We start from the raw sequence: 21,748 nt of genomic DNA, 5'->3' as shown, positions 1-21,748 counted from the left end.
GGGGTTAAGAAAGGAGAAGGACTTCATAATGAAACCATTCCTGTACATTGGCTTACTACTTATAGTATTGACCACAAGCGGTTGCTGGGATCGTAAGGAGATTAATGATCTTGCGTTTATTTCGGGAACGTCATTTGACTTAACGGATGATGGGAAATATATATTATCGCATCAGATTCCAATCCCTTCTACCGCTCAGGCGGGACTAGGGGGTGGAGGAGGGCAAGAGCTGTTTTTCGTCACATCTGCTACTGGAAGGAATGCCAGTGATGCGTTTCAAAAGCTTCAGAAAAAAACTTCTCGCACGTTATTTACCTCACACCGAAGTCTTGTTTATATAGGTGAATCGTTAGCCAAACATGGGATTGAGGATATTCTCGATGTTTACACCCACGATCCGCGTCAGCGGTTAAAAACCTATATCATAGTTGTAAAGGGAGGAGAAGGGCGGGAACTTCTGCAAATTAAATATCCCTTCGAACAAGTGCCTTCCGAAGCAGTTAAGGAAATGGAAGCTTTAGGAAGCGGGTTATCGGTTACGTTGCGAGACTTTTTTTTAGCGGCATCAAGTAAAGGTATCAGTCCCGTTTTGGGAGTTATAGAGCGTGACGTTTCATCAGAAGCAGGAAAAGAAAATAAAAGCAAACTTTTTAAGTTGGGCGGTTCAGCCATTTTTAAGGATTTCAAGTTAGTCGGTTTTCTTAACGAGAATGAAACAAATGGATTTCGTTGGGTTACAGATAGAATGAAGTATGGCGTAATCCACGCATCATTACCAAAAGGTGATGGAACACTGGGGATGATTCTGGTCAATGCAAACCGAAAAATCACCCCGGAGATAAGTGGCGATAAGATCAAATTCAAGATTCAGGTGCAAGGGGAAGGAAGTCTGTGGGAAAATAATTCCCCGCTGGATGTCAGTATGCCAGAGAATCTTAGACTTGTACGGAAAGCATTCGAGAAATCGATCAGGAAACAAGTTCTAGATGCGCTATCCAAAGTCCAGAAGCAGTACAAAGTAGACAGTGTGGGTTTCGGTCAAGAAATTTACCGTGATAAGCCGAAACAATGGAAAGCGTTGGAAGAACAATGGGATCATAAATTTCCTGACGTAGACGTTTCGGTTGAAGTTAAGCTAAATGTACGTGGAACTGGGATGGCAGGTGCTCCTCTACAATTAAAAGAAAAGGAGATCAAAGAATGATTGTACAAATAGCGGGATATGTACTTTTATTAGTTGTATGGTCTTTTGTTAGAATACAATCCTTACGGAGTAAGCAAAAAAACAAAGAAGCAGCAGTAGACGGTTTTTTAACGGTTATATCAACCATTATCGGTTCCTTATTAATTGCCGGGGTCGACATACCGAGCCCGGTTGTCCCATACAAAATTATTTTTGAACCCATCGGAAAAATACTTTTAATGTAATGAATGGACCGCTTTTCTTTTAATTGTGTCTATTAGGAGAAGTGACAACGGAATTAGGCTATGTGTAAAAAAACCAGTGATTGGGTAAACGAAAGCAAGAAAAGCTTGAAGCTCTGCGCTATTTCTGAAAACCCAAACCGATCCAATGATGGACAAAAGTGTTATCGGAGCTACGATATCACGATAATTTCGGATGTTGAAAAGCTGGCTTATACTAATACACAATATAAACAATGTTACCGAAACCTTCACAAAATTCCCCAACACCCACATCGCAACGGCGATTGCCTCCAGACGTTCAAATGAACCTTCAATACCAATATATTGCATGACACTTAAAACTGAATAGGTCAGTTTACCCGTTAATGGACCGAGGATCATAATCGTAAGTAATACAATGATAAATATAAAAATGGAAATGCAGAAAAACGTAATCAGCGAGACCTTGCGAGCCTTTTTCGGCTGATTTAAATAAGGAAGGAGCCATCCTAATATTAACACTTGATTCATGTAGGATCCTGCTGGAATGACAGCTCCTTGCAATACCGGCAGTATTCCCTCACCTAAAAATGGCTTTAGTAGGACGGGATCTGCTTCCCCAATCGCCAGAATCAAGATCGGAATCAAAGAGACCAAGATCAATGGTGTAAGAAACTCATTACATCTTCCAATGACCTCAATTCCCATATAAACGGCTAGACCGCATAGGATCATTAACGTCAGACTTCCTACTATGGCTGGGCTTTTTGGTAATAGAAGCGTTTTAATAAAAAAGGTATGCTGTATGATCATAACCGAAATAGACGTAAACCAAAAATAAATGAAATAAAATCCTAAAAATCTTCCTAACCATTTTCCGATGATTTTTGAACTATATTGTATAATCGACATACCCGGATAACGATTGGCAAGTGTAGTCAACGCCCACAGAGTTAATAAACCTGTTGTAGTAGCAGGAACCACGGATATCCAAGCATTCTGTTTTGCATTCATCACCATCCATCCGGGGATGGTTAAGATGATGGTAGAAACGATATAAGTAAAAAGTAGTAAGCCGAGCTGGGTTCCCGTGATTTTTTCTGTTGTCTGCATTTTTATACCACTTTCTCCTTAACTCACATATTTCGTTCCAAGTATTGCCTTATCACTATACACCTATACGTTTAAAGGTAGATATTAGGATTTTCTTTTGAGGTATATCATACAATCCTCATCTGATGAAAATATTGGAAGTCCCTGCAAGTTCCATCGGTTCACTGTTAATTTCATAGAAGATGTTTTACTTAAATATGACTAAATTCACATCCAACTGACTTGACTATAAAGTCGTGGGAAGACGACAAAAGAAGGTGTCTCTTAAAAAAGAGTACACCTTTTTTCTTTTATTACACAATGGGCCATGTAATTTGAGTAAGAAGTTGGAGGAACAGCACTCGAATCAATTAAAACCAAATGATTATCAGCTAGTCATTAGAAATTGAATATTTAGCTGGTCAGCAATGGAAAACGGTAAAAGCAGAAAGAACGGCTGGTGATTTTAGAAACGGGACGTATCAAGCTGTAGTTTCAGGTGAAGATGTAAAAGAAGGTATGTTTACGTATAAGTGGAAAATGGTTGATTATGGACAAAATCAAGTAACTTCCCCGGAGTTTAATGTGGAAGTTAAGCCTGCGGTTACAATTGGTTATTTTCAAGATTTAGAAGCTAATCCGGAAGGCTGGTATTCAGAAGGATGGAATAACGATTGGGAGCGGGGCAGCCCAGCATCTGGACCAGGCAAAGCTTTCTCAGGACAAAACGTATATGGAACCAATTTGGAGGGGCCACACTCTGATTCTTCGGATTCTTATCTCAATATGCCTCCTATCGACATACCTGAAAACGGTCATTCATACCTGCAGTATAAGCAGTGGTATAACATTAGTCCAGATGGAGTCGACGGCTCAACCGATTTCGGTGCGGTGCTTGTCTCTACTGACCGCCAGAATTGGGAAATACTATCTAAAACGGAAGCCACTAAATTTGGTGAAAATGGAGTACCACTAGAGTATTCTACAAACGGTTGGGTTGATGCAGAAATGGATCTTTCTGCTTACGCTGGAAAGCGGATTTATATTAGCTTCTATATGTTTACATGGCTAACTGGATTTGATTGGGAACCTCGCGATGGCTGGTACTTGGATGATATATCCTTAACGGACAAACCTCTTATTGGTAGTAAGGTAAAAAAGGCAACTGGGGAAATCCATACAAAAAAACAACCCTATACTACTCTATTAGCTCCGACATCTACAATGGTTATGAATTCTTCTAGTCAACCGGATGTATTGCCAATCGGTGCAAAGGTAACGCTAGTAGACTCTGGATACTCAGTTGCAGCTAATCCTGCAGATGGAAGGTTCTCCATGACACATAAGGCAGGGGAAATCACTCTTCGCGCTGAGGCATATGGTTTTCATTCCACAGACCAAGCCGTTTCGATTCCAAAAGACGGGACTGTCGAAGCAAACTTTACTCTTAAACCTCTAGGAAAAGGAACAGTAGAAGGGGTAGTCAAAGATAAAAACGACAGGGAAACCAATATCAGATGCCATCATCTCTTTAGTAGAGGATGCCGCCATTACTCCTGTGAAAACGGATAGTAAAGGAAGATTTACCCTTACAGCCTATGAAGGTACCTATACGTTATATGTGTTTAAAAAAGATTATGTTTATAATGATTACTCGATTACACTCCAGTCGAAAAAGAAAACCAAACAGAATGTAGAATTGGAAAGATTTTTAGGAACTCCCGGAGAAATCGGCTATGATGACGGGACTTCGGAAAATTCATATACTTGGTTTGGTGCTAAAAATGGCTTTGCGATTAGAATGTCATTGGAAGAAGGAGTCACTAATTCTTGGTTGACGGGTGGACTGTTTAAAGTTAATACTGAGTGGCCTAGCCCGGGAGCAACTAAATTTCAAGTAGCAGTATATGACTCAACAGGTCAAAACGGAGCTCCTGGTAAAAAAATCGCAGGTCCATTTGATGCTGATGCGCGGACTGATGGGGAGTGGACTCTTGTTGATTTAACGGATAAAAACATCTTTGTCACAGGAGCTTTCTATTTAGTCTATGTACAACCAGATGTCTTTAGCTACTCACCAAGTCTTGAAAGTGATCAAAATAGCCCTTTCCATGAACGGAATTGGTTTCTGGAAAATGGAACTTGGGTTCACAATACGGATCCACAATATGGAAATATGATGATTCGAGCGGTCATGAACAATGAGGTCTCAGCACCTGTCATTAAGTCACCGTAGGATTATTCGTATACAATTAAGCAAAAGCTCAAGTAAAGGGTAAAGCGATTCCAACCATACATGTTGAAAGCAAATAAATTGTTGTCAATGAGGAAATTGATTAAGATAGATTGAAAGTTAGACAGATAGTAAGAGTAACAGTTCACCATAGTTACAATTGCGTGAGCTGTTGCTCATTTTGATTATCTTGAGATAGATAGACGGGTTGTACGATTGTGTACAAAAAAGATACGTTCAAAGGGGCAAAAGATCTTGGAACTGAGACAATTAGAATACTTCATGGCCCTGTGTGAGGAGCTGCATTTTACAAAGACGGCTGAAAAACTAAGAATTGGTCAACCTACCTTAAGCTATCAAATGAAAGCCTTAGAGGATGAACTGGGTGTTCGTTTATTTGATCGTTTAGGTAAAAAAATAGCAATCACGGAAGCAGGCGAAATCCTCCTTGAACATTGCAAAAAGGTCTTCGAAAATTTAAAATTTGCTACTCAACAAATAGAGGAGCTGCAAAAGGTAAAAAGAGGGAAAATAGTAATAGGGGCACTTTCTGGTGACTTAAGTCTTATCGCCTCCAAGGTTTTGTTAGAGTTTCATGCTGAGTACCCTCACGTTCAAATTCAGTTTTTCTCGATAGATGACCCGGTAGAAAAGATAAAACAAAACGAAATTGATTTGGCTTTAACCATCATGCCAAGACCAGATGATAGTTTTATCCAAATTCCTTTATATGAGGATGAATTCTATTTAGTCGTGCGATCGGATCATGCTTGGTCTGCGAGAGAAGAAATTGAGTTTCGTGAGATTGAGAATATTCCGCTAATATTAAATCCAATAGGTCATTGTTTTAGGAAATTATTTGCGGATGCGTGTCTATCTGCTGGGATCGTCATCCAGCCTATCATTGAATCATCCGATTCAAAGGCGATATTGGAACTAGTCGAGGAAGGGATAGGGGCTACCATAATATCTAGTACACTCTTTTCCCTGGAAAATACAGGGAGGTTAAAGGCTATCAAAATAACAAATCGAGCATTCATCAAGGAAGTGTCTATTGTCCACCATAAACAAAAATATATTGGAACCGCGGCAAAAGGTTTTATCGAAATATTAATGAACTTTATAAATGAGAATAAGGCATTAGAGGAGAGCTATAAAGAAACCCAGTTATCCAAAGCTTGACAATAGAATGCGGCAAAAGTTTGGTTAAATAGTAAACTGTTAATTCATTATCAATTTTATAGTTGGGTATATAGAATTGGAGAAATGGAATCCTTTCGATGTTTTTCTTAAACACTCTATAAAATGAATCTTAACGAACATCTTATCGTTTTTGTCTCAAATTATAGACAAAAGGCATCCAAATAAACCTGTTTGGATGCTTTTCCATTTTATGCTTATATCAAAGCATATCGTAATATAATATTAATGATTAATTGACCTATTGGTTATCGGTGGCTCATTAAACCAGTCTTTCCTTACTAATAACTTAAACCCTTTCTCTGAAAAGTTTTCTACCTGTTCGATTAGTTCCTTTAGTATTCTCACGTGACTTTTTTTATAACTAGATACAACAGCTGTTTGTAAATTACCGATTCCTATGGGATTCAGGAACATTATTAAATTAGCCATTAGTTTATCTGAAAATGGAGATTCACTCACCTTATAAACGTGTGCCTCTAATCCGGTTGTTGTTGGAACTCCGTTTTCTCTAAATATGTCGGATAAAGTAGAAGCTTGTTTAATAGCCAACTTGGTCCCATCTTGCAAAAAACTCTTTGTGTCTTCATCCTTTGCAACATCAGAAAAAGCAGTACATAGGGCTACACCAACATTATTACATTGAAATGAACCGAACATGCTTGCTAATTCAACAGCATTTAGTGGCCTTTGCTGGGTTGATACAACTTTAAAAAATGTGCCTTCTCTTTCCTCAGCTTTTTTGTATGAAAATGATCTATTTTGTAATAAGCCTTTATTATCTAACAATTTTAAAAGAGAATGATCAATTTCAGTTATCTTATAGAGTATTTCTTTAAAAAAGTTCTTAACCTTATAATCGGTTAAGTCAGAATATTGAAAAGCAAGCACACGCAGTCCATTACTAGTTATGTGCTTAAGAATCTCAATCATTAATTGATCAGAAAATAACTTTGCTGAAGAGCAATATAAATCATTTTCACTGAAAAACGGGGCATCCTTGAAGCCATTTTCAGACAATAATTGTATAGCCTCTTGTTCTTGAAATGTAGATAGTGTTTTAATTTCATTTAAAGTATTCCTCAAATCATTATCTTCAGCAGTATCAATAAGATTGTTTAAAAAAATATTGACCATATTTGAATTTGATTTTAGGTACCAAAGAAAGCCTAATTCGTTTAAATTCATCTTAATGGCCCCTCCACTAATTTATCTTCTTTATAGTCTGTTAACAAAAATGGTAATTATACATTAAATTGTTCCAAAAAATATCTTACATAGTATCTGCACAAGTTGAATAAAAAACAATCATGCATAGTAGGAAACTACAAAACAACTCAATAACCATAAATTGAGTTGTTTTTTTGTTGACATAAAACATACCCTAATGTTAGGATATATTTATCCTATCATTAGGATGTATTGTTTTGAGATAAATAATTTTAGGGTAAAGGAGAGATTGTTAATGGGTATATTATCCAATATTCTTCAAGTTTTATTAGGATTAGGTTTCCTAATGTTTGGATTTATGAAGTTCGGTTCAAAGCAAATGGTGGATGAATTTAGGCGTTATGGGTATCCAGGAGGTTTTAGGATATTTACAGGTCTGGTTGAAGTTATTGCAGCGGTATTGGTTATCTCAGGTATTTGGAATGATAAATTCGCTGCATGGGGTGGTTTATTTATTGTTGGGACAATGCTTGGGGCAATTTTTACACACATCAAAGTGAAAGATCCTGTAAACAGAATGATGATGCCGATTGTCTTATTAATTCTAGGATTAATTGTATTACTGATGAATTTAGAATCATTGCTTTAAGTTTATTAAGATAAAGGAGGGATTAAATTGGAAATTAAGATTATTAAACCACAGGATCAGGCATTGGAGCAGTTTGATGGAGGTAAAATAATAGCACAAAAACCCATTGGTTTTTCTGGTGAAGGTTCCGTCATTAATCGTCTTGGTCCATTGTTTTACTGGGGATGGGGAAAATCTGAAGGCGAAGGTGGTATTGGCTTACATCCTCATCAGGGTTTTGAGATAATAAGCTACTTCATTAAGGGTAGAGGTCGTCACCAAGATACACTTGGTACGATTAGCGAAGTAGGTCCTGGTGGTGTTCAAGTGATGCAAGCTGGCTCAGGTATGCACCATGCCGAAACTCTTCTCGAGCCGTCAGAAGCGTTTCAAATTTGGCTTGAGCCTCATTTAAGCAAAGCCATAAAGCAAACACCCACTTACTCAAAATACGAGCATGAAGATTTTCCACTCACTTCAGAAAACGGTGTAATCGTTAAAACAATATTAGGTGAACATTCACCAATCAATCTCGTGACGGATGCCAAAATGTACGATGTGGAAATTGAAAATGGTGTAGCCTATAAGTATGCTGTTTCACCTAACCGGACGCTAGCTGGTTTATCTATAAGGGGGAATGGTGGTGTGATTGGTGAATTAGAGGTTTCATTTGAGAATAAGGATTTCATTATTATTCAGTCAGAGAAAGGTGAAAGCTTTACCATTCAGCCTAAAGGTGAAGAACTTCGGATGCTGCTAATAGACATTCCAACTGAAGTTGCTTATCCTTTATACCGAAAACCAAGATAACCTTAATTTTTAAAGGAGGTTGGGTGATGCAAGATCAAAGTAATCTGGATTTGAGATTGTTACGTGTTTGGATGAAGGCTTCCAAGGCAGTTGGTGAAAATATTCGGAAGGATATTGAAAGTCATAAAATTAATAATGAAAATTTTATGATTCTTGAATTGCTTTACAGTAAAGGTCCTCATGCTGTCCAAAAAATTAGTGAAATACTCTCTATTCCTAGTGGAAGTATCACATATGTTGTTGACAAGTTAGAAAAGAAAGGCCTTGTGGAAAGACAGCCAAACCCTAATGACAGAAGGGCTTCTAATGTGGTCCTAACAGAAGAAGGAAGAACACTATTTGACGAGATTTTCCCTAAACACGTTGCAACCATTTCTCAAAATTTATCATTTATCTCGAATGATGAAAAAGAACAGCTAATTGATTTATTAAAGAGAATTGGAATGGGTGCACAAAGTTTGGATAAATAAATTTATAAAACTATACAGTTACAGGAGGAAGAAACAATGACAAATGCGAAATTAAATATTGGAATTATTTTAGGTAGTACAAGGGAAGGGCGAGTTAGCCCGCAAGTGGGAGAATGGGTTAAAGGAATTGCTGACAAACGTGGAGATGCAAACTATGAAATCGTAGATATAGCTGATTATCAATTACCTTTTTTAGGAACAACTGATGGTACTGAACCTGGAATTGCAGCTTGGAACGAAAAGCTTAACAGCTTGGATGGATTCGTATTTATCGTTCAGGAATACAATCACAGTATAACAGGAGCCTTAAAAAATGCACTTGATTTCTCTCGTGAAGCCTGGAATAACAAAGCAGCAGGTATCGTGAGTTATGGTTCAACTGGTGGGGCTCGTGCAGCTGAACATTTACGAGGAATCATGGGCGAATTAATGATTGCAGATGTCCGTGTACACCCTACATTATCCTTATTTACCGACTTTGAAAACTATACTACATTTAAACCAGCTGATTTGCACCTAAATAATGTAAATGAAATGCTTGACCAAGTTGTTGCATGGACCGGTGCATTAAAAACCTTAAGAAAATAATCAACTATCATATTGATATGTAATTCGAATATCAGATACTACTTAAAAGTAGTGTTTGATCTTCGTTTTTTATTTACAGTGTCAGTTTACTCAATCAAAAGATTGACGATTGTACTTAAACAAACAGGTGCATTAATGATCTAAAAGGAGTCTTCATATATAATATAAAACTTGTTTTATGGCCATTCTTTTTATTATCCTGGCTTTCTTTATTCTATTTAAACAACTCTGCTCGTCGTAGATATATGCCTGTCGCCTTGTTTGCAACGGTGATAAATACAATAATGTACCAAGTTGCTTGGACGTCGGTTGGTGGAAGTATAAAGGAACTCTTTTTTGTGGGATAAGGGAGCACAAACACATAATGTTTAATTGAATAGTTTAAAGTTATTGGAGCATTTCCCTGTAATGAGGTATGCTTTTTATCTTGTCTCCAAGGAAAAGGATAATCCAATAACAATAAGAATGTAATAAAAATCAGTAATATTGTTCGTTTATGGACAGGGCTTCTTATTTATAGAAGCGGGATCGATAGTTTTACTGGAAGGACGCTTCTAGTTCCGAGAATTTATAACCACCAGATTTAATAGCGCAGAACGTCTCGTTTCATGTACAGAAGCAGGTTGAACCGGTATGGACTTCGAGTCTGCATGCGGGCTTCCATTGGCCATCCGAACCAAAAGGGTTCACAGGTATACGCCAATGCCATCTACCCGTACTTCTAAGCAGAAGAATAGACGGGGGTTCGACATTTACCAGATAATTAAAATGGAAGAGATACATTTCAGTTTGTTGACATAGTCTTATGACTGCAAGCTGTCCGAATAATCGTTAAACAAACAAGAACCGGGCTATGCCCGGTCAGGCTGTCGAGAAACTCTCGACAGCCTTTTATTTTCCCTCAAAACTTTAATAATTCACCGCGTTAATTTGCTATAATATAATTAATAATTGTAGGACGGTGGATTGAATGTATAAACCAAAAAAAGAGATACAAAATGAAGCAGAATTTGTTTTTATTGAAGATTTGGTACCACAGGATCATCGTCTTAGAAAAGTTGATAAATACATAAACTTTTCTTTTAATGGTTAAAAGGTCCGTCCGTATTACTCAGAAAAAAACGGGCGTCCTTCGGACCCTATTCAACTTTTCAAGATTATGTTTATAGGATATTTTTATGGAGTTCGTTCTGAACGCCAATTAGAACGGGAAATCCAGACAAACGTAGCTTATCGATGGTTCCTAGGATTAAAACTAAATGATCCAGTACCGGATCATTCAACTATAAGTTGGAATAGACGTACTCGTTTTAAAGAAACAAATATTTTTCAGGAGATTTTTGATGAGATCGTTTTTCTGGCCAACAACCACAAAATGGTTGGCGGAAGAGTTTTGTTTTCTGATATTACCATTTTTAAATTTAAGAGGAGTAATGGATTCCACTACTATTTCTATGAATAAAACAAGTCGAATAACTGATGTGTCTGACTTTTAATCGTCTAAAAAACTAGATTTAAGAGGCAAAGGGCAATAAAGATATGTTTAAAGGCGTATGAGTAATTCCACCTACTTCATCTTAATTATTGGTTTAACCACTATCAACAGTATAGATAGATTGTACTACATTTAAAACTTCTTTAGATAGTAAATAACCATATTAGTAACCTCCCCACTTTCTCCTATTCTTCCAATTGAAACGCTAGCCGCAATTGCTTTTGCTGCTTTTTCAGCTACACCAGGAGAAGGTAAACATCAAATTGAAGGAATATATCCAGTGTCAATACTCGAGAATCCGGTGCCTGGAACGCATCAAATTAAGATCCAATGAATTAGGAATAGGGATAAAAGTAGATTTTTAGTTTGAGGATCAATTTATAAAAATCAAAAATAATCGCAATAATCTAAAAATATTGAATAAATCAGACGGAGGAAAATTTAACTTCTAAAATATTTATCGTTTTTCCAAAGAAAAGTTCCTATTTTTGAAGGCGTTTACCTTTTATAATTTTCAGTATATTTAAAAATAACACTTTTACGCGTGAAACGAAAACACAAAAAAGGTGAGTAGAAACGTATACTGAACCCACATTGCAGGAGGAATATTGGTTCAAGATGTTGTTACACCCAAGTAAGGTTGTTATCGCGGTAGACATCCTAGATCGTTTTTCTAAAGAAAATTGAAAAAGTTTAGCTTTTATTATCTATTATTAATTGAGAGAAGGTGGAATTTTTATGTCATTGGAAACCAAAAAAGATAATGTTGCGGAAATAGTAGCACACTCTAAACGAAAAACACGTAAAGGTGTATTTTGGCCATCTTTTCTTATAGTTGGGGGAGGTGCCGTTCTAGGAATTGTTAACAATAAACTGTTGGCTGAAATATCAATGAATGGATTTGTAGCGTCTTTACGAGGGCTTGGGTGGCTTTATCAAATCATTTCGATTGTGGCGTTAGTCATTGTGGGGATCGTAACATTTTCAAAGTTAGGTAAAGTAAGATTGGGCGGAGAGGACGCTAAACCTAAGTATGGGTTTGGGTCCTGGTTTGCGATGGCATTAACGGGTGGAATTGCAACAGGACTCATTACATATGGAGTGAATGAACCGATCATTTACTTCGGAAATATTTATGGAGAAATGGAGCGAACTGGAGTGGAACCTGGAACGCCCCTTGCAGCAATCTATGCCATGGGGCGCAGTTTTTACAATTGGACGTTTATACCTTACGCCATGTATTCATTGAGTGGTCTAGTCGTAGCCTATATGTATTTTAATCGCAAGAAATCATTGTCAGTAACCTCCACGTTAATTCCGTTGTTTGGAGAAAAAGTGACCAAAGGGCTTTGGTCCAGTATAATCGATACATTATCCGTGTTAGCCATCGCACTAGGATTAGCATCTTCGCTTGGAGCAGGATTGGCATTAGTGGGTTCAGGTATCGAGGCGACATATGGTATCCAACAGGGGCCTCTCGTGTGGCTCGTGTTAACGCTAGTGATTACGGCAATGTTTACACTATCCTCTTTAAAGGGATTAGATAAAGGGATTCGATTTTTATCAGATATCAATGCAAAAGTATTTTATATCCTTCTCATCGCACTTGTTATTCTCGGGCCAACATTATATATGCTTCGGACATCCACCGCAGGCATGGGATATTGGCTCCAGAACTTCTGGCAATGGGGACTTGATCCAATTGATTTAGGCGGAGAAGCTCTTGTCATGTGGTGGACTTTGTACGACTGGGCGATTTGGATTGCCTATGCACCGTTAATGGGTATTTTTCTCGCCATCATCTCACACGGACGCACGATTCGAGAATTTATGATTGTTAACTGGATTTTACCTTCCGTATTCAGCATTATTTGGTTCGGTATTTGGGGAGGAACGGCCCTGCACTGGCAGCAGAACAACGTTGTCGATTTAGTGGGGACAATCAAAGAGAGCGGGGCAGTAGCAGCTTTGTGGTCATTTTTAGCCAATTTACCGTTAGGCGCAGTCATTATTCCAGTTGTAATGATCTCGCTCATTCTTTCTTTTGCAACAGGTGCGGATTCAATGGTTCGTACAATTTCACAATTATGTACTGTAAACATTCGATATGACGAAGAGCCTGCAAATTGGAAAAAGCTTCTTTGGGCACTTTCTATTGGGATCATTGCCTTCATTATGGTCGCTTTCGCCGGAGGGGCACAGGGGGTTGATGGTGTAAAATATCTAGCAGCGCTTGGCGGCTCATCTGTCCTGTTCGTTTTCGTGTTGCAAGTGATCTCTGCGATAAAAATGTTCTTTATAGATAAGGTGGAAAAGTGATGGTCGAAAGAGTAAAGGAAGAGAAAAACTTGCGTTCCAAAGAGATTAAAAAAGTAACCCTTGGAAATCCGATTACACTCGATGAATTTGTGGCAGTGGCACGTTATGGTGCATATGTAGAGTTTTCTGAGAGCTACCGTCAACGGATAGAAAGATCGCAGCTACTCGTAGAAAAGGGGATCAACGAAGGAAAGGTTATGTACGGAGTCAATACTGGCTTCGGTGCCCTTTCCACAGAATTGATATCCCCGGAAAAAACGGCTCAATTACAAAGGAATATCCTCCTGTCTCATGCAACGTCGGTAGGAGAACCGCTTGAGGAGGAAGATGTTCGGGCAACGATGCTGATGGTATTGCAAAATCTTGGACAAGGTTATTCTGGGGTGCGAATCGAAACATTAGAAATGTATCGGCAGTTTTTAAATATAGGTCTGACTCCATTCGCTCCAAGGGAAGGCTCTGTTGGGTATTTAAGTCCTGAAGCTCATATCGCGCTCGTATTGCTGGGTGAAGGAAAGGCCTTTGTGAACGGAGAGCTCCTGACAGCGAAAGAAGCGTTGCTTCGTGTGGGTATGGGCCCAATTGTACTAACTGCAAAGGAAGGTTTGGCACTAACGAGCGGTACAACAAGTCCGACAGGTATGGGAGCGTTGGCTTTGTATGATATGTTAAAGGCTGCCACTGTCGCAGATATCATCGGTGCCATGACGTTAGAGGTATTAAAGGGAACGACTCGCGCTTTTGACGACCGTCTGATGAGCGTTCGTCCTCATCAGGAACAAAGAAATACAGCTTCAAATATTAGAAGAATACTAGAGGATTCTATGATTGCTAAGAAGTTCGTGGATTATCGCTTACAAGATGCGTTATCTTTAAGGAGCATTCCTCAATTGCATGGGGCAGCTAAGAAAACGCTGCTCGATGCATTGAAAACGATTGAAATTGAGATAAACTCATGTTGTGATAACCCGATATTATGGCCGGATGAGGATGCCGTCGGTGCCCTTTCAGGGTGTAATTGTGATTCTTCTTACGTCGGGATTGAGATGGATTCCGCATGTATAGCTGCCACAACGATTGCCAAGATGTCGGAGCGCCGGAACAATCGGCTTATTAATGGTCAACATTCAGGCTATCCAACATTTCTCATACGAAATGCAGGACTCAATTCGGGGCTGATGATCCCGCAGTATACACAAGCCGGTATTTTAAATGATATGAAAATATTATCCCATCCGGCGACCGTTGATAACATTCCGACTTGTGCTGACCAAGAAGATTATGTGGCGATGGGATACAATGCGGCAAAAAAAGCACGTAAGGTGGCTATTAAGCTTGAATATGTCCTAGCCATTGAACTGTTATCCATACATTGTGCACATCAGTTCGTGGAAAGAGGTCTTTTACCGGGTTCTGCTTCTAGAGCAGTTTTAGCTCGGATTGCACGAACTGTACCAACAATGGAAGAAGACACGTACCTTTATCCTCATATACAAACGCTAATAGAGATGGTTCATACTGGAGAAATCATCGAATGTGTTGAAGATGAAATTGGAAAATTACTTTAGGAACGTTTTAGGTTCCTTGAAAATGGATTTAACCCCAATGTTACTCTTGTAACAATAGGAGTTATTTTGGATTTAGAAAAAACGAGGCACAATTTTGAGATGTGCCTCGTTTTTTAATATCAAAGTCTAATGTAATTTATTTTATTCAAACATTCTTAATTAAAATTACTATGTTTGAATTCAGATAAGCATGCTATTTACTTTAGACGTTTACGGTAGGAAATGGCCTGCTGCACGATAGATACTATTCCATTCTTTACGAGTCAATTGAAGCGATGGCGATGGTCGTGTTGCTCACTTCATATTTTGCCGAGATTTCATCAATTTGCTGATTCAACTCTTGGATCTTTTCGTTTCAGAGGAATACGCCTTCAAAGAATCCGTATTGGAAAGGTGACCAGGGTTGAATGGTGATATTATTCAGTCTGCAAAAATCAAGTATCCTTCCATCACGATTTATGGCTGATACATTTTCCATGTTAACATTGATTCCATTCGAGATCATGTTGGCGGTGGTGATACTTAATTGGAGTTGGTTTGCAACAAGCGGTTGCTTCACAGATTTCTTTAGCAGTTGGATCTGCATCGGATTCTGGTTAGATACTCCCAAATGCCGCACTTTTCCCTAATTTTCAAGAGTATCAAAATCCTCCGCTACCTCGTCTGGCTCTACAAGCGCATCTGGGCGGTACAGAAGCAGGACGTCTAGATATTCCGTTTTCAGCCGTTTCATTATCCCATCTACCGACTCTAAAATGTGTTCTTTGGGAAAGTTGAACATTCCCTTGCGAATGCCGCATTTCGATTACAGAATGATTGTCTCACGAATATCTGCATTCATGTGGATGGCATTAGCGAATATTTCCTCACATTTTTGCCACCATAAATGTCCGCATGATCGAAGAAGTTTGCACCTTACTCAAAAGCTGTTTGAACAAAGCGCTCAGCCCCTGTTTTGTCTAATGAGTTAATACGCATGCAATCAAATGCTACGACTGGCACATCTAATGAGCTGCTACCTAGTTTCATTGTTCTCATGATTAATGTCCTCCAATTTTTAAAATTGGGTAATTTATTGAAATCGTGTCGAAATAGGGTTAGATTGTTATAGAACAATTATTAGAGGAATATATGACCTCGCTGTAAAACAACTCGAAAGAGTTGAACAACAAGTTAAAGAAGTTCTCTACAAACTACCATTTGCAAAAAAACTATTTATGATTAAAGGAATAAGTGAAATTCATTAGCCGGGATACTAGGAGAATCAGGAGATCTAATTGGTTTCTCTCACGGAAACTCACTATTATGTCATGCGGGATTACATATAGTTGAAGCAAGTTCAGGCAAATGGCAAGGTCAGATTGTCATTTCAAAGTGTGAAAGATCCAGACTACGTCGATTCCTCTACTTAGCAACCATGAGCTTTGTGATGCATAACCCTCAGTTTAAAGCCATCCATTCCCATAATGTGAAGGTAAAGAAGATAAAGAAAATGAATTCAATAATGAAACTGATCGGTAAACTAGCAAGGATTTTTGTAGGAATAGCACGACGAAATGAGTCTTAATGTCCAAATCCCTTTAGCAGCTTAGAAATAAAACATTAGTTTATAAATGTATTAATTAAAATAGTTAACTATAATTTTGAATGTTGTCTTATTCGTAGGATTTCAAATATATACGGAGTACCAGGTTTATTCAACAAGTGGGCACTGTGACCCACCATGTTAGCATAACTGGCCTCCACACCTTGGATAGGCATGACGAAGGAATGAGAGGGCAATTGACCCGTTGAGACATGGGAGGGAAAGCCGCAGGGGTGGCGTGGCGATGTACATTATATGGTAAAAAATATGGAGTGGTAGCTGACTCCTTTATTTAACTATGCCTTCACGAAGCCAAATGATCTGAATTCATTCAAATTACCCGTCATTCTATTTATAAGGGTTATGAAATCCTGCGAATAAGTGAGCATTCGAGAGATAAACGTATCAAACTGAAGGAGTTGAGGATTGGTTGTAGTTATCAATAGACAATCGGAAGATACGTTTTCCCTCAAAAAGAATAAACCTCTCTAAATTCCTCTTAATTAAGGAATTTCATGAGAGGTTTGTTTTATAGGCTCTTCGAAAAATATTTTCGAGTATCTTCACGTATTTGTTCAGGTAAGACACGCTCAAGCTCTTCATTTAACCATGAAAGTGTTTTACTACGAAGAAATCACGCATTTTTTCTTCCGCAGAGAGTATGCGATGAGCTAAACTTGTTGGTTTCAAGTTTTCATTAGAGCTTGCCAAGTATTCTTTAAATTAAATTATAGTAATATCTCCTATGTTCAGATCGTTAAAATAACGAATAAGTAATTTAGCTTGAAGATGATAAGCCTTTAATGTTTGTGGGGAGAACCCTTCAATCCTTTTGCCCGCATCGTAAGATTCCCATGCTTTAGATAATAGCAAATTAATTGATATTTAGAGGAATTATTGCCGGCTATAAAGAATGGAAAACCCTGAAAATATCGTTATTTATATATAGGATCAGATTAGTTTAAAAACAATCATGCATAGTGTATAAAACTACACAACAACTCAGTAACCATAAATTGGGTTGTTTTTTTGTTGACATAATATATAGCCTAATGTTAGGATGGATTTATCCTAATGTTAGGACATATTGAATCGAGATAAATAATATTAGGATAAAGGGAGAGGGTTTTAATGGGTATTTTATCAATTATTCTTCAAGTTTTATTAGGATTAGGATTTCTAATGTTTGGAATTATGAAGTTCGGTTCAAAGCAAATGGTGGATGAATTTGGGCGTTATGGGTATCCAGGAGGTTTTAGGATTTTTACAGGTCTGGTTGAAGTTATTGCAGCGGTATTAGTTATCTCAGGTATTTGGAATGATAAATTAGCTACGTGGGGTGGTTTACTTATTGTTGGGACAATGCTTGGGGCCATTTTCACACACATCAAAGTTAAGGATTCTGTAAACAAAATGATGATGCCTATTATTTTATTAATTCTTGGATTAATTGTTTTATTAATAAATTTTGGATCATTGCTTTCAGCCGATTAACATAAAGGAGGGATTAAATTGGAAATTAAACCGAAGCAGGCTTCGAGGGTTTTCAAATTTGGCTTGAGCCTTACTTGAATGAAGCGGTAAAAAGAGCGCCAACCTATTCTCATTTCAAGCACGAGCAGTTTCCTCAAACACGTCTGGATGGAGTGGATGTTAAGACGATATTGGGAGAAGGTTCACCCGTCCAACAATTGGTGGCTGCTGCACGAATGTTTGACGTAGAGATTGAGCCAGGGGCGTCGTACGTCCATGGGCTATTACCGAACCAGACGCTTGCTGGATTATCGTTTAAAGGCACCGGTGGTTTCATTTTGGTGCCTGGACAAGTCCCCGTTACATTCCAGAATAAAGACTTTGCCATCGTACAATGTGACAAAGAGGGAGAAATCAGTATCCGTGCTGAAGGAGAGAAGCTTCGAATTTTTCTAATCGAAGTCCCTACAAAAGTGGAATATCCATTGTATGATAAACGGAGATAGGGGGGGCTTTTGAATGGCTGAACGCGACGCTGAGGATAAGGCTCTTGATTTAAGACTGATACGCGTAATTAATAACTCGATGAAAGTGCTGTACGCGAGTTTAGCAAGTGCCATTGACAGCTATGGGCTCAGTCCTACGTGGTCGATAAGCTGGAGAAGAAGGGGTATGTGGAACGGCTCCCCATCCCGGGTGATCGACGTAAAACAAATGTGGCATTGACCGGGGAAGGACGACGTTACTTCGATAATATCTTCCCACAGCATGTTTAAATGATCTCCGACAATTTGTCCTTCGCGACGGATGAGGAGAAGCTCGAACTTATTCACGTGCTGAAGAAAATCGGGTATGGTACCAAGAATCATGAGGCAATGCCAAAAATGATGTGTCGGATTCTTTCTGAAAGAAGGATTTTACTTTAATTTTGTATTTAGGGGGATTTGAAAATGGAAATAGGTGTAGATACGTTTGTCGAAACAACACCGGATGTTAAAACGGGCAAGACGATAAGTCATGCGGAGCGATTGCGGCAGGTTGTTGAAGAAATCGTCCTTGCCGATCAGGTTGGGTTGGATATATTTGGGGTCGGCGAGCATCATCGTAAGGAATTTGGGGATTCCGCTACTGCCGTTGTGCTGGCTGCAGCAGCGCCCATGACCAAAAGGATACGCTTAACCAGTTCGGTTACCGTGCTCTCTGCTGTTGATCCAGTACGATTGTTTCAGCAATTTGCCACGCTCGATGGTATTTCAAATGGACGTGCTGAGATTATCGCGGGTCGAGGCTCTATGGTTGATGCGTTTCCATTGTTTGGTTATGATTTAAAAGACTATGATGAGCTTTACGAGGAAAAATTGGAACTATTATTAAAATTAAGGGAGTCGGAGAAGGTAACCTGGAAAGGAGGGCATCGACCTGCCTTTACGAATCTGGGTGTGTATCCGCGTCCGGTTCAGAACCCTTTACCCGTGTGGGTTGGCAGTGGGGGTAATGCGGAATCGGTAATAAGAGCAGGGGTACTTGGACTGCCTCTTGTTTTGGCGATCATTGGCGGGAGTCCCTTGCAATTTGCTCCGCTCGTGCCGCTCTATAAGAATGCTGCTACTCGTGCAGGACATGATGCATCGAAATTACCGATAGCCATACACTCACTCGGGTTCGTTGCGGAGAGTACCTCACTTGCGGTCGACAAGTATTTCCCTCCTACTCAGGCATCTTTTAATTTATTTGGTAAAGAGCGTGGCTGGGGACATTATAGCCGTTCACAATTCGATGCTGCGTGCAGCTTAGAAGGCGCATTCTACGTAGGCGATCCCGAAACGGTGGCCAACAAAATTATTTACATGCGCAAACATTTAGGCTTCTCACGATTTTTCCTACATTTACCTACTGGAACCATGCCACATGAGGATGTTATGAAATCCATTGAACTATTGGGTAAGGAAGTCGCACCGCGGGTTCGAGAAGAGGTCGCAAGATGGGGATCTGAAGAAAGAATTTTCTAATAATAATAACGGTCGACAAACCCTTTAGAATCAATATGATAATTTAAATTGATATGACACAAAGTTCCCCTCTGACATTAAAATAAGGGGAACTATGTGTCAATGGACAAATTTCCGCTAGCCATAAAAAAAGTGTGCACCAGAAGCAGTGCTCACGTGTCGGAAGTCAAAAACATTGTCCCAAAAATTGTCGGCAAATCCACTTACTCAAAATACGTGCATGAAGATTTCCCATCACTTCAGAAAACGGTGTAATGGTTAAGACAATATTAGGTGAACATTCACCAATCAATCTCGTGATAGATGCCAAACTGTACGATGTTGAAATTGGAAATGGTGCAACCTATAAGTTTGCTCTTTCACCTAACCGGACACTAGCTGGTTTAACTATTAGAGGTAATGGTGGTGTGATTGATGGATTGGAGTTTCATTTGAGAACAAGGATTTCTTTATTATTCAGTCAGAGAAAGTTGAAAGCTTTACCATTCAGCCTAAAGGTGAAGAACTTCGGATGCTGCTATAGAGATTCCAACTGAAGTTGATTATCCTTTACACAGAAAAACAAGATAACCTTTATTTTAAAAGGAGGTTCGGTGATGCAAGATCAAAGTAATCTGGATTTGAGATTGTTACGTGTTTGGATGAAGGCTTCCAAAGCTGTTGTTGAAAATATTCAGAAAGATATTGAAAGTCATAAAATTAGTAATGAAAATTTTATGATTCTTGAATTGCTTTACAGTAAAGGTCCTCATCCTGTCCAAAAAATTAGTGAGATACTCTCGATTCCTAGTGGAAGTATCACCTATGTGGTTGATAAGTTAGAAAAGAAAGGGCTTGTGGAAAGACAACCAAACCCTAATGACAGAAGGGCTTCTAATGTGCTCCTAACAGAAGAAGGAAGAGCACTATTTGACGAGATTTTCCCCAAACACGTTGCAACCATTTCTCAAAATTTATCAATTGTCTCAAATGATGAAAAAGAACTGCTAATTGATTTATTAAAGAGAATTGGAATGGGTGCACAGAGTTTGGATAAATAAATTTAAAAAACGATACAGGAGGAAGAAACAATGACTAATCAGAAATTAAATATCGGAATTATTTTAGGTAGTACAAGGCAAGGGCGAGTTAGCCCGCAAGTGGGAGAATGGGTTAAAGGAATTGCGGACAAACGCGGAGATGCAAACTATGAAATCGTAGATATTGCAGATTATCAATTACCATTTTTAGGAACAACTGATGGGACAGAACCAGGAATTGCAGCTTGGAACGAAAAGCTTAACAGCTTGGATGGATTCGTATTTATCGTTCAGGAATACAATCACAGTATAACAGGAGCCTTAAAAAATGCACTTGATTTTGCTCGTGAAGCCTGGAATAACAAAGCAGCAGGTATCGTGAGTTATGGTTCAACTGGTGGGGCTCGTGCAGCTGAACATTTAAGAGGAATCATGGGCGAATTAATGATTGCAGATGTCCGTGTACACCCTACATTATCCTTATTTACCGACTTTGAAAACTATACTACATTTAAACCAGCTGATTTGCACCTAAATAATGTAAATGAAATGCTTGACCAAGTTGTTGCATGGAGCGGGGCATTAAAAACCTTAAGATAATAACAAAGATCATATATTGAACTGAATTCGAATATCAGATACTACCTAAAAGTAGTGTTTGATATTCGTTTTTTATTTGCAT

The 21,748-nt window shown here is 38.7% G+C and carries 20 protein-coding genes and 3 pseudogenes; 20 read left to right on the top strand and 3 right to left on the bottom strand.

Going from position 1 to position 21,748, the window contains the following annotated elements; translation table 11 throughout:
- Positions 1–28: 28 nt before the first annotated feature.
- Complete coding sequence (locus ACIQAA_RS18860; RefSeq protein ID WP_402622285.1) at positions 29–1,204, top strand: Ger(x)C family spore germination protein; 1,176 nt, start codon at positions 29–31, stop codon at positions 1,202–1,204.
- Positions 1,201–1,428 carry a hypothetical protein gene (locus tag ACIQAA_RS18855; RefSeq protein ID WP_402622283.1) on the top strand — a complete coding sequence of 76 codons (228 nt, stop codon included), beginning with the start codon at positions 1,201–1,203 and terminating at the stop codon, positions 1,426–1,428. The genes ACIQAA_RS18860 and ACIQAA_RS18855 overlap by 4 nt, the downstream gene beginning before the upstream one ends.
- Here ACIQAA_RS18855 and ACIQAA_RS18850 read toward each other — a convergent pair.
- Positions 1,420–2,520: a GerAB/ArcD/ProY family transporter gene (locus ACIQAA_RS18850; RefSeq protein WP_402622281.1), complete on the bottom strand. Its 1,101-nt coding sequence runs from the start codon at positions 2,518–2,520 to the stop codon at positions 1,420–1,422. The genes ACIQAA_RS18855 and ACIQAA_RS18850 overlap by 9 nt on opposite strands.
- A gap of 498 nt (positions 2,521–3,018) precedes the next feature.
- Between ACIQAA_RS18850 and ACIQAA_RS18845 the strand changes: the two genes are divergently transcribed.
- The 3 genes from ACIQAA_RS18845 (at position 3,019) to ACIQAA_RS18835 (ending at position 5,914) form a co-directional block, all read left to right on the top strand.
- The gene (locus ACIQAA_RS18845) at positions 3,019–4,071 is read left to right on the top strand and encodes a choice-of-anchor J domain-containing protein (protein ID WP_402622280.1); all 1,053 of its coding nucleotides are present in this window, start codon (positions 3,019–3,021) and stop codon (positions 4,069–4,071) included.
- Positions 3,989–4,735, top strand: coding sequence for a carboxypeptidase-like regulatory domain-containing protein (locus ACIQAA_RS18840; RefSeq protein WP_402622454.1), 747 nt, complete (start codon positions 3,989–3,991; stop codon positions 4,733–4,735). Before ACIQAA_RS18845 ends, ACIQAA_RS18840 begins: the two co-directional genes overlap by 83 nt.
- A 252-nt stretch (positions 4,736–4,987) precedes the next feature.
- Positions 4,988–5,914, top strand: a complete 927-nt coding sequence (locus ACIQAA_RS18835; protein ID WP_402622279.1) for a LysR family transcriptional regulator — start codon at positions 4,988–4,990, stop codon at positions 5,912–5,914.
- 243 nt (positions 5,915–6,157) lie between these two features.
- Here the strand turns inward: ACIQAA_RS18835 and ACIQAA_RS18830 are convergent, their stop codons facing one another.
- The gene (locus ACIQAA_RS18830) at positions 6,158–7,120 is read right to left on the bottom strand and encodes a DUF3231 family protein (protein ID WP_402622277.1); all 963 of its coding nucleotides are present in this window, start codon (positions 7,118–7,120) and stop codon (positions 6,158–6,160) included.
- A 277-nt stretch (positions 7,121–7,397) separates the two neighbouring features.
- On the opposite strand from ACIQAA_RS18830, the gene ACIQAA_RS18825 reads away from it, so the two are divergent.
- From ACIQAA_RS18825 to ACIQAA_RS18795, 7 genes and pseudogenes are all read left to right on the top strand, one after another.
- Complete coding sequence (locus ACIQAA_RS18825; RefSeq protein ID WP_402622275.1) at positions 7,398–7,751, top strand: DoxX family protein; 354 nt, start codon at positions 7,398–7,400, stop codon at positions 7,749–7,751.
- Positions 7,752–7,778: 27 nt separating this feature from the next.
- Positions 7,779–8,540 carry a pirin family protein gene (locus ACIQAA_RS18820; RefSeq protein ID WP_402622274.1) on the top strand — a complete coding sequence of 254 codons (762 nt, stop codon included), beginning with the start codon at positions 7,779–7,781 and terminating at the stop codon, positions 8,538–8,540.
- A gap of 26 nt (positions 8,541–8,566) precedes the next feature.
- Positions 8,567–9,010, top strand: coding sequence for a MarR family winged helix-turn-helix transcriptional regulator (locus ACIQAA_RS18815; protein WP_402622272.1), 444 nt, complete (start codon positions 8,567–8,569; stop codon positions 9,008–9,010).
- Positions 9,011–9,046: 36 nt separating this feature from the next.
- The gene (locus tag ACIQAA_RS18810) at positions 9,047–9,598 is read left to right on the top strand and encodes an NADPH-dependent FMN reductase (protein WP_402622270.1); all 552 of its coding nucleotides are present in this window, start codon (positions 9,047–9,049) and stop codon (positions 9,596–9,598) included.
- 970 nt (positions 9,599–10,568) lie between these two features.
- Positions 10,569–11,018: pseudogene (locus tag ACIQAA_RS18805) on the top strand (transposase); the annotation flags it as partial.
- Positions 11,019–11,831: 813 nt separating this feature from the next.
- Positions 11,832–13,412, top strand: a complete 1,581-nt coding sequence (locus ACIQAA_RS18800; RefSeq protein WP_402622269.1) for a BCCT family transporter — start codon at positions 11,832–11,834, stop codon at positions 13,410–13,412.
- Complete coding sequence (locus ACIQAA_RS18795; protein WP_402622267.1) at positions 13,412–14,980, top strand: HAL/PAL/TAL family ammonia-lyase; 1,569 nt, start codon at positions 13,412–13,414, stop codon at positions 14,978–14,980. The genes ACIQAA_RS18800 and ACIQAA_RS18795 overlap by 1 nt, the downstream gene beginning before the upstream one ends.
- 210 nt (positions 14,981–15,190) lie before the next feature.
- Here ACIQAA_RS18795 and ACIQAA_RS18790 read toward each other — a convergent pair.
- Positions 15,191–16,018 (bottom strand): annotated as a pseudogene (locus ACIQAA_RS18790) (aldo/keto reductase).
- A 69-nt stretch (positions 16,019–16,087) separates the two neighbouring features.
- Between ACIQAA_RS18790 and ACIQAA_RS18785 the strand changes: the two are divergent.
- The 8 genes and pseudogenes from ACIQAA_RS18785 to ACIQAA_RS18750 form a co-directional block, all read left to right on the top strand.
- A pseudogene (locus tag ACIQAA_RS18785) lies at positions 16,088–16,547 on the top strand (transposase); the annotation flags it as partial.
- A gap of 1,149 nt (positions 16,548–17,696) precedes the next feature.
- On the top strand, positions 17,697–18,059 hold the full coding sequence (locus tag ACIQAA_RS18780; protein ID WP_402622265.1) for a DoxX family protein: 363 nt from the start codon (positions 17,697–17,699) through the stop codon (positions 18,057–18,059).
- A 74-nt stretch (positions 18,060–18,133) separates the two neighbouring features.
- On the top strand, positions 18,134–18,544 hold the full coding sequence (locus tag ACIQAA_RS18775; RefSeq protein ID WP_402622263.1) for a hypothetical protein: 411 nt from the start codon (positions 18,134–18,136) through the stop codon (positions 18,542–18,544).
- Between the two features lie 138 nt (positions 18,545–18,682).
- Positions 18,683–18,814, top strand: coding sequence for a MarR family winged helix-turn-helix transcriptional regulator (locus ACIQAA_RS18770; protein WP_402622261.1), 132 nt, complete (start codon positions 18,683–18,685; stop codon positions 18,812–18,814).
- Positions 18,815–18,988: 174 nt separating this feature from the next.
- On the top strand, positions 18,989–20,047 hold the full coding sequence (locus ACIQAA_RS18765) for an LLM class flavin-dependent oxidoreductase (RefSeq protein WP_402622260.1): 1,059 nt from the start codon (positions 18,989–18,991) through the stop codon (positions 20,045–20,047).
- Between the two features lie 254 nt (positions 20,048–20,301).
- Positions 20,302–20,583, top strand: a complete 282-nt coding sequence (locus ACIQAA_RS18760) for a pirin family protein (protein WP_402622259.1) — start codon at positions 20,302–20,304, stop codon at positions 20,581–20,583.
- A 60-nt stretch (positions 20,584–20,643) separates the two neighbouring features.
- Complete coding sequence (locus ACIQAA_RS18755) at positions 20,644–21,087, top strand: MarR family winged helix-turn-helix transcriptional regulator (protein WP_402622257.1); 444 nt, start codon at positions 20,644–20,646, stop codon at positions 21,085–21,087.
- A gap of 30 nt (positions 21,088–21,117) precedes the next feature.
- A complete protein-coding gene (locus ACIQAA_RS18750) occupies positions 21,118–21,666 on the top strand; it encodes an NADPH-dependent FMN reductase (RefSeq protein ID WP_402622255.1) in 549 nt (182 codons plus the stop codon).
- Positions 21,667–21,748: the final 82 nt, after the last annotated feature.

It is taken from the genome of Neobacillus sp. NPDC093182, assembly GCF_044754045.1.
Note: the sequence above shows the minus strand (reverse complement) of the source record. Positions and strands in the feature narration are given on the sequence as shown.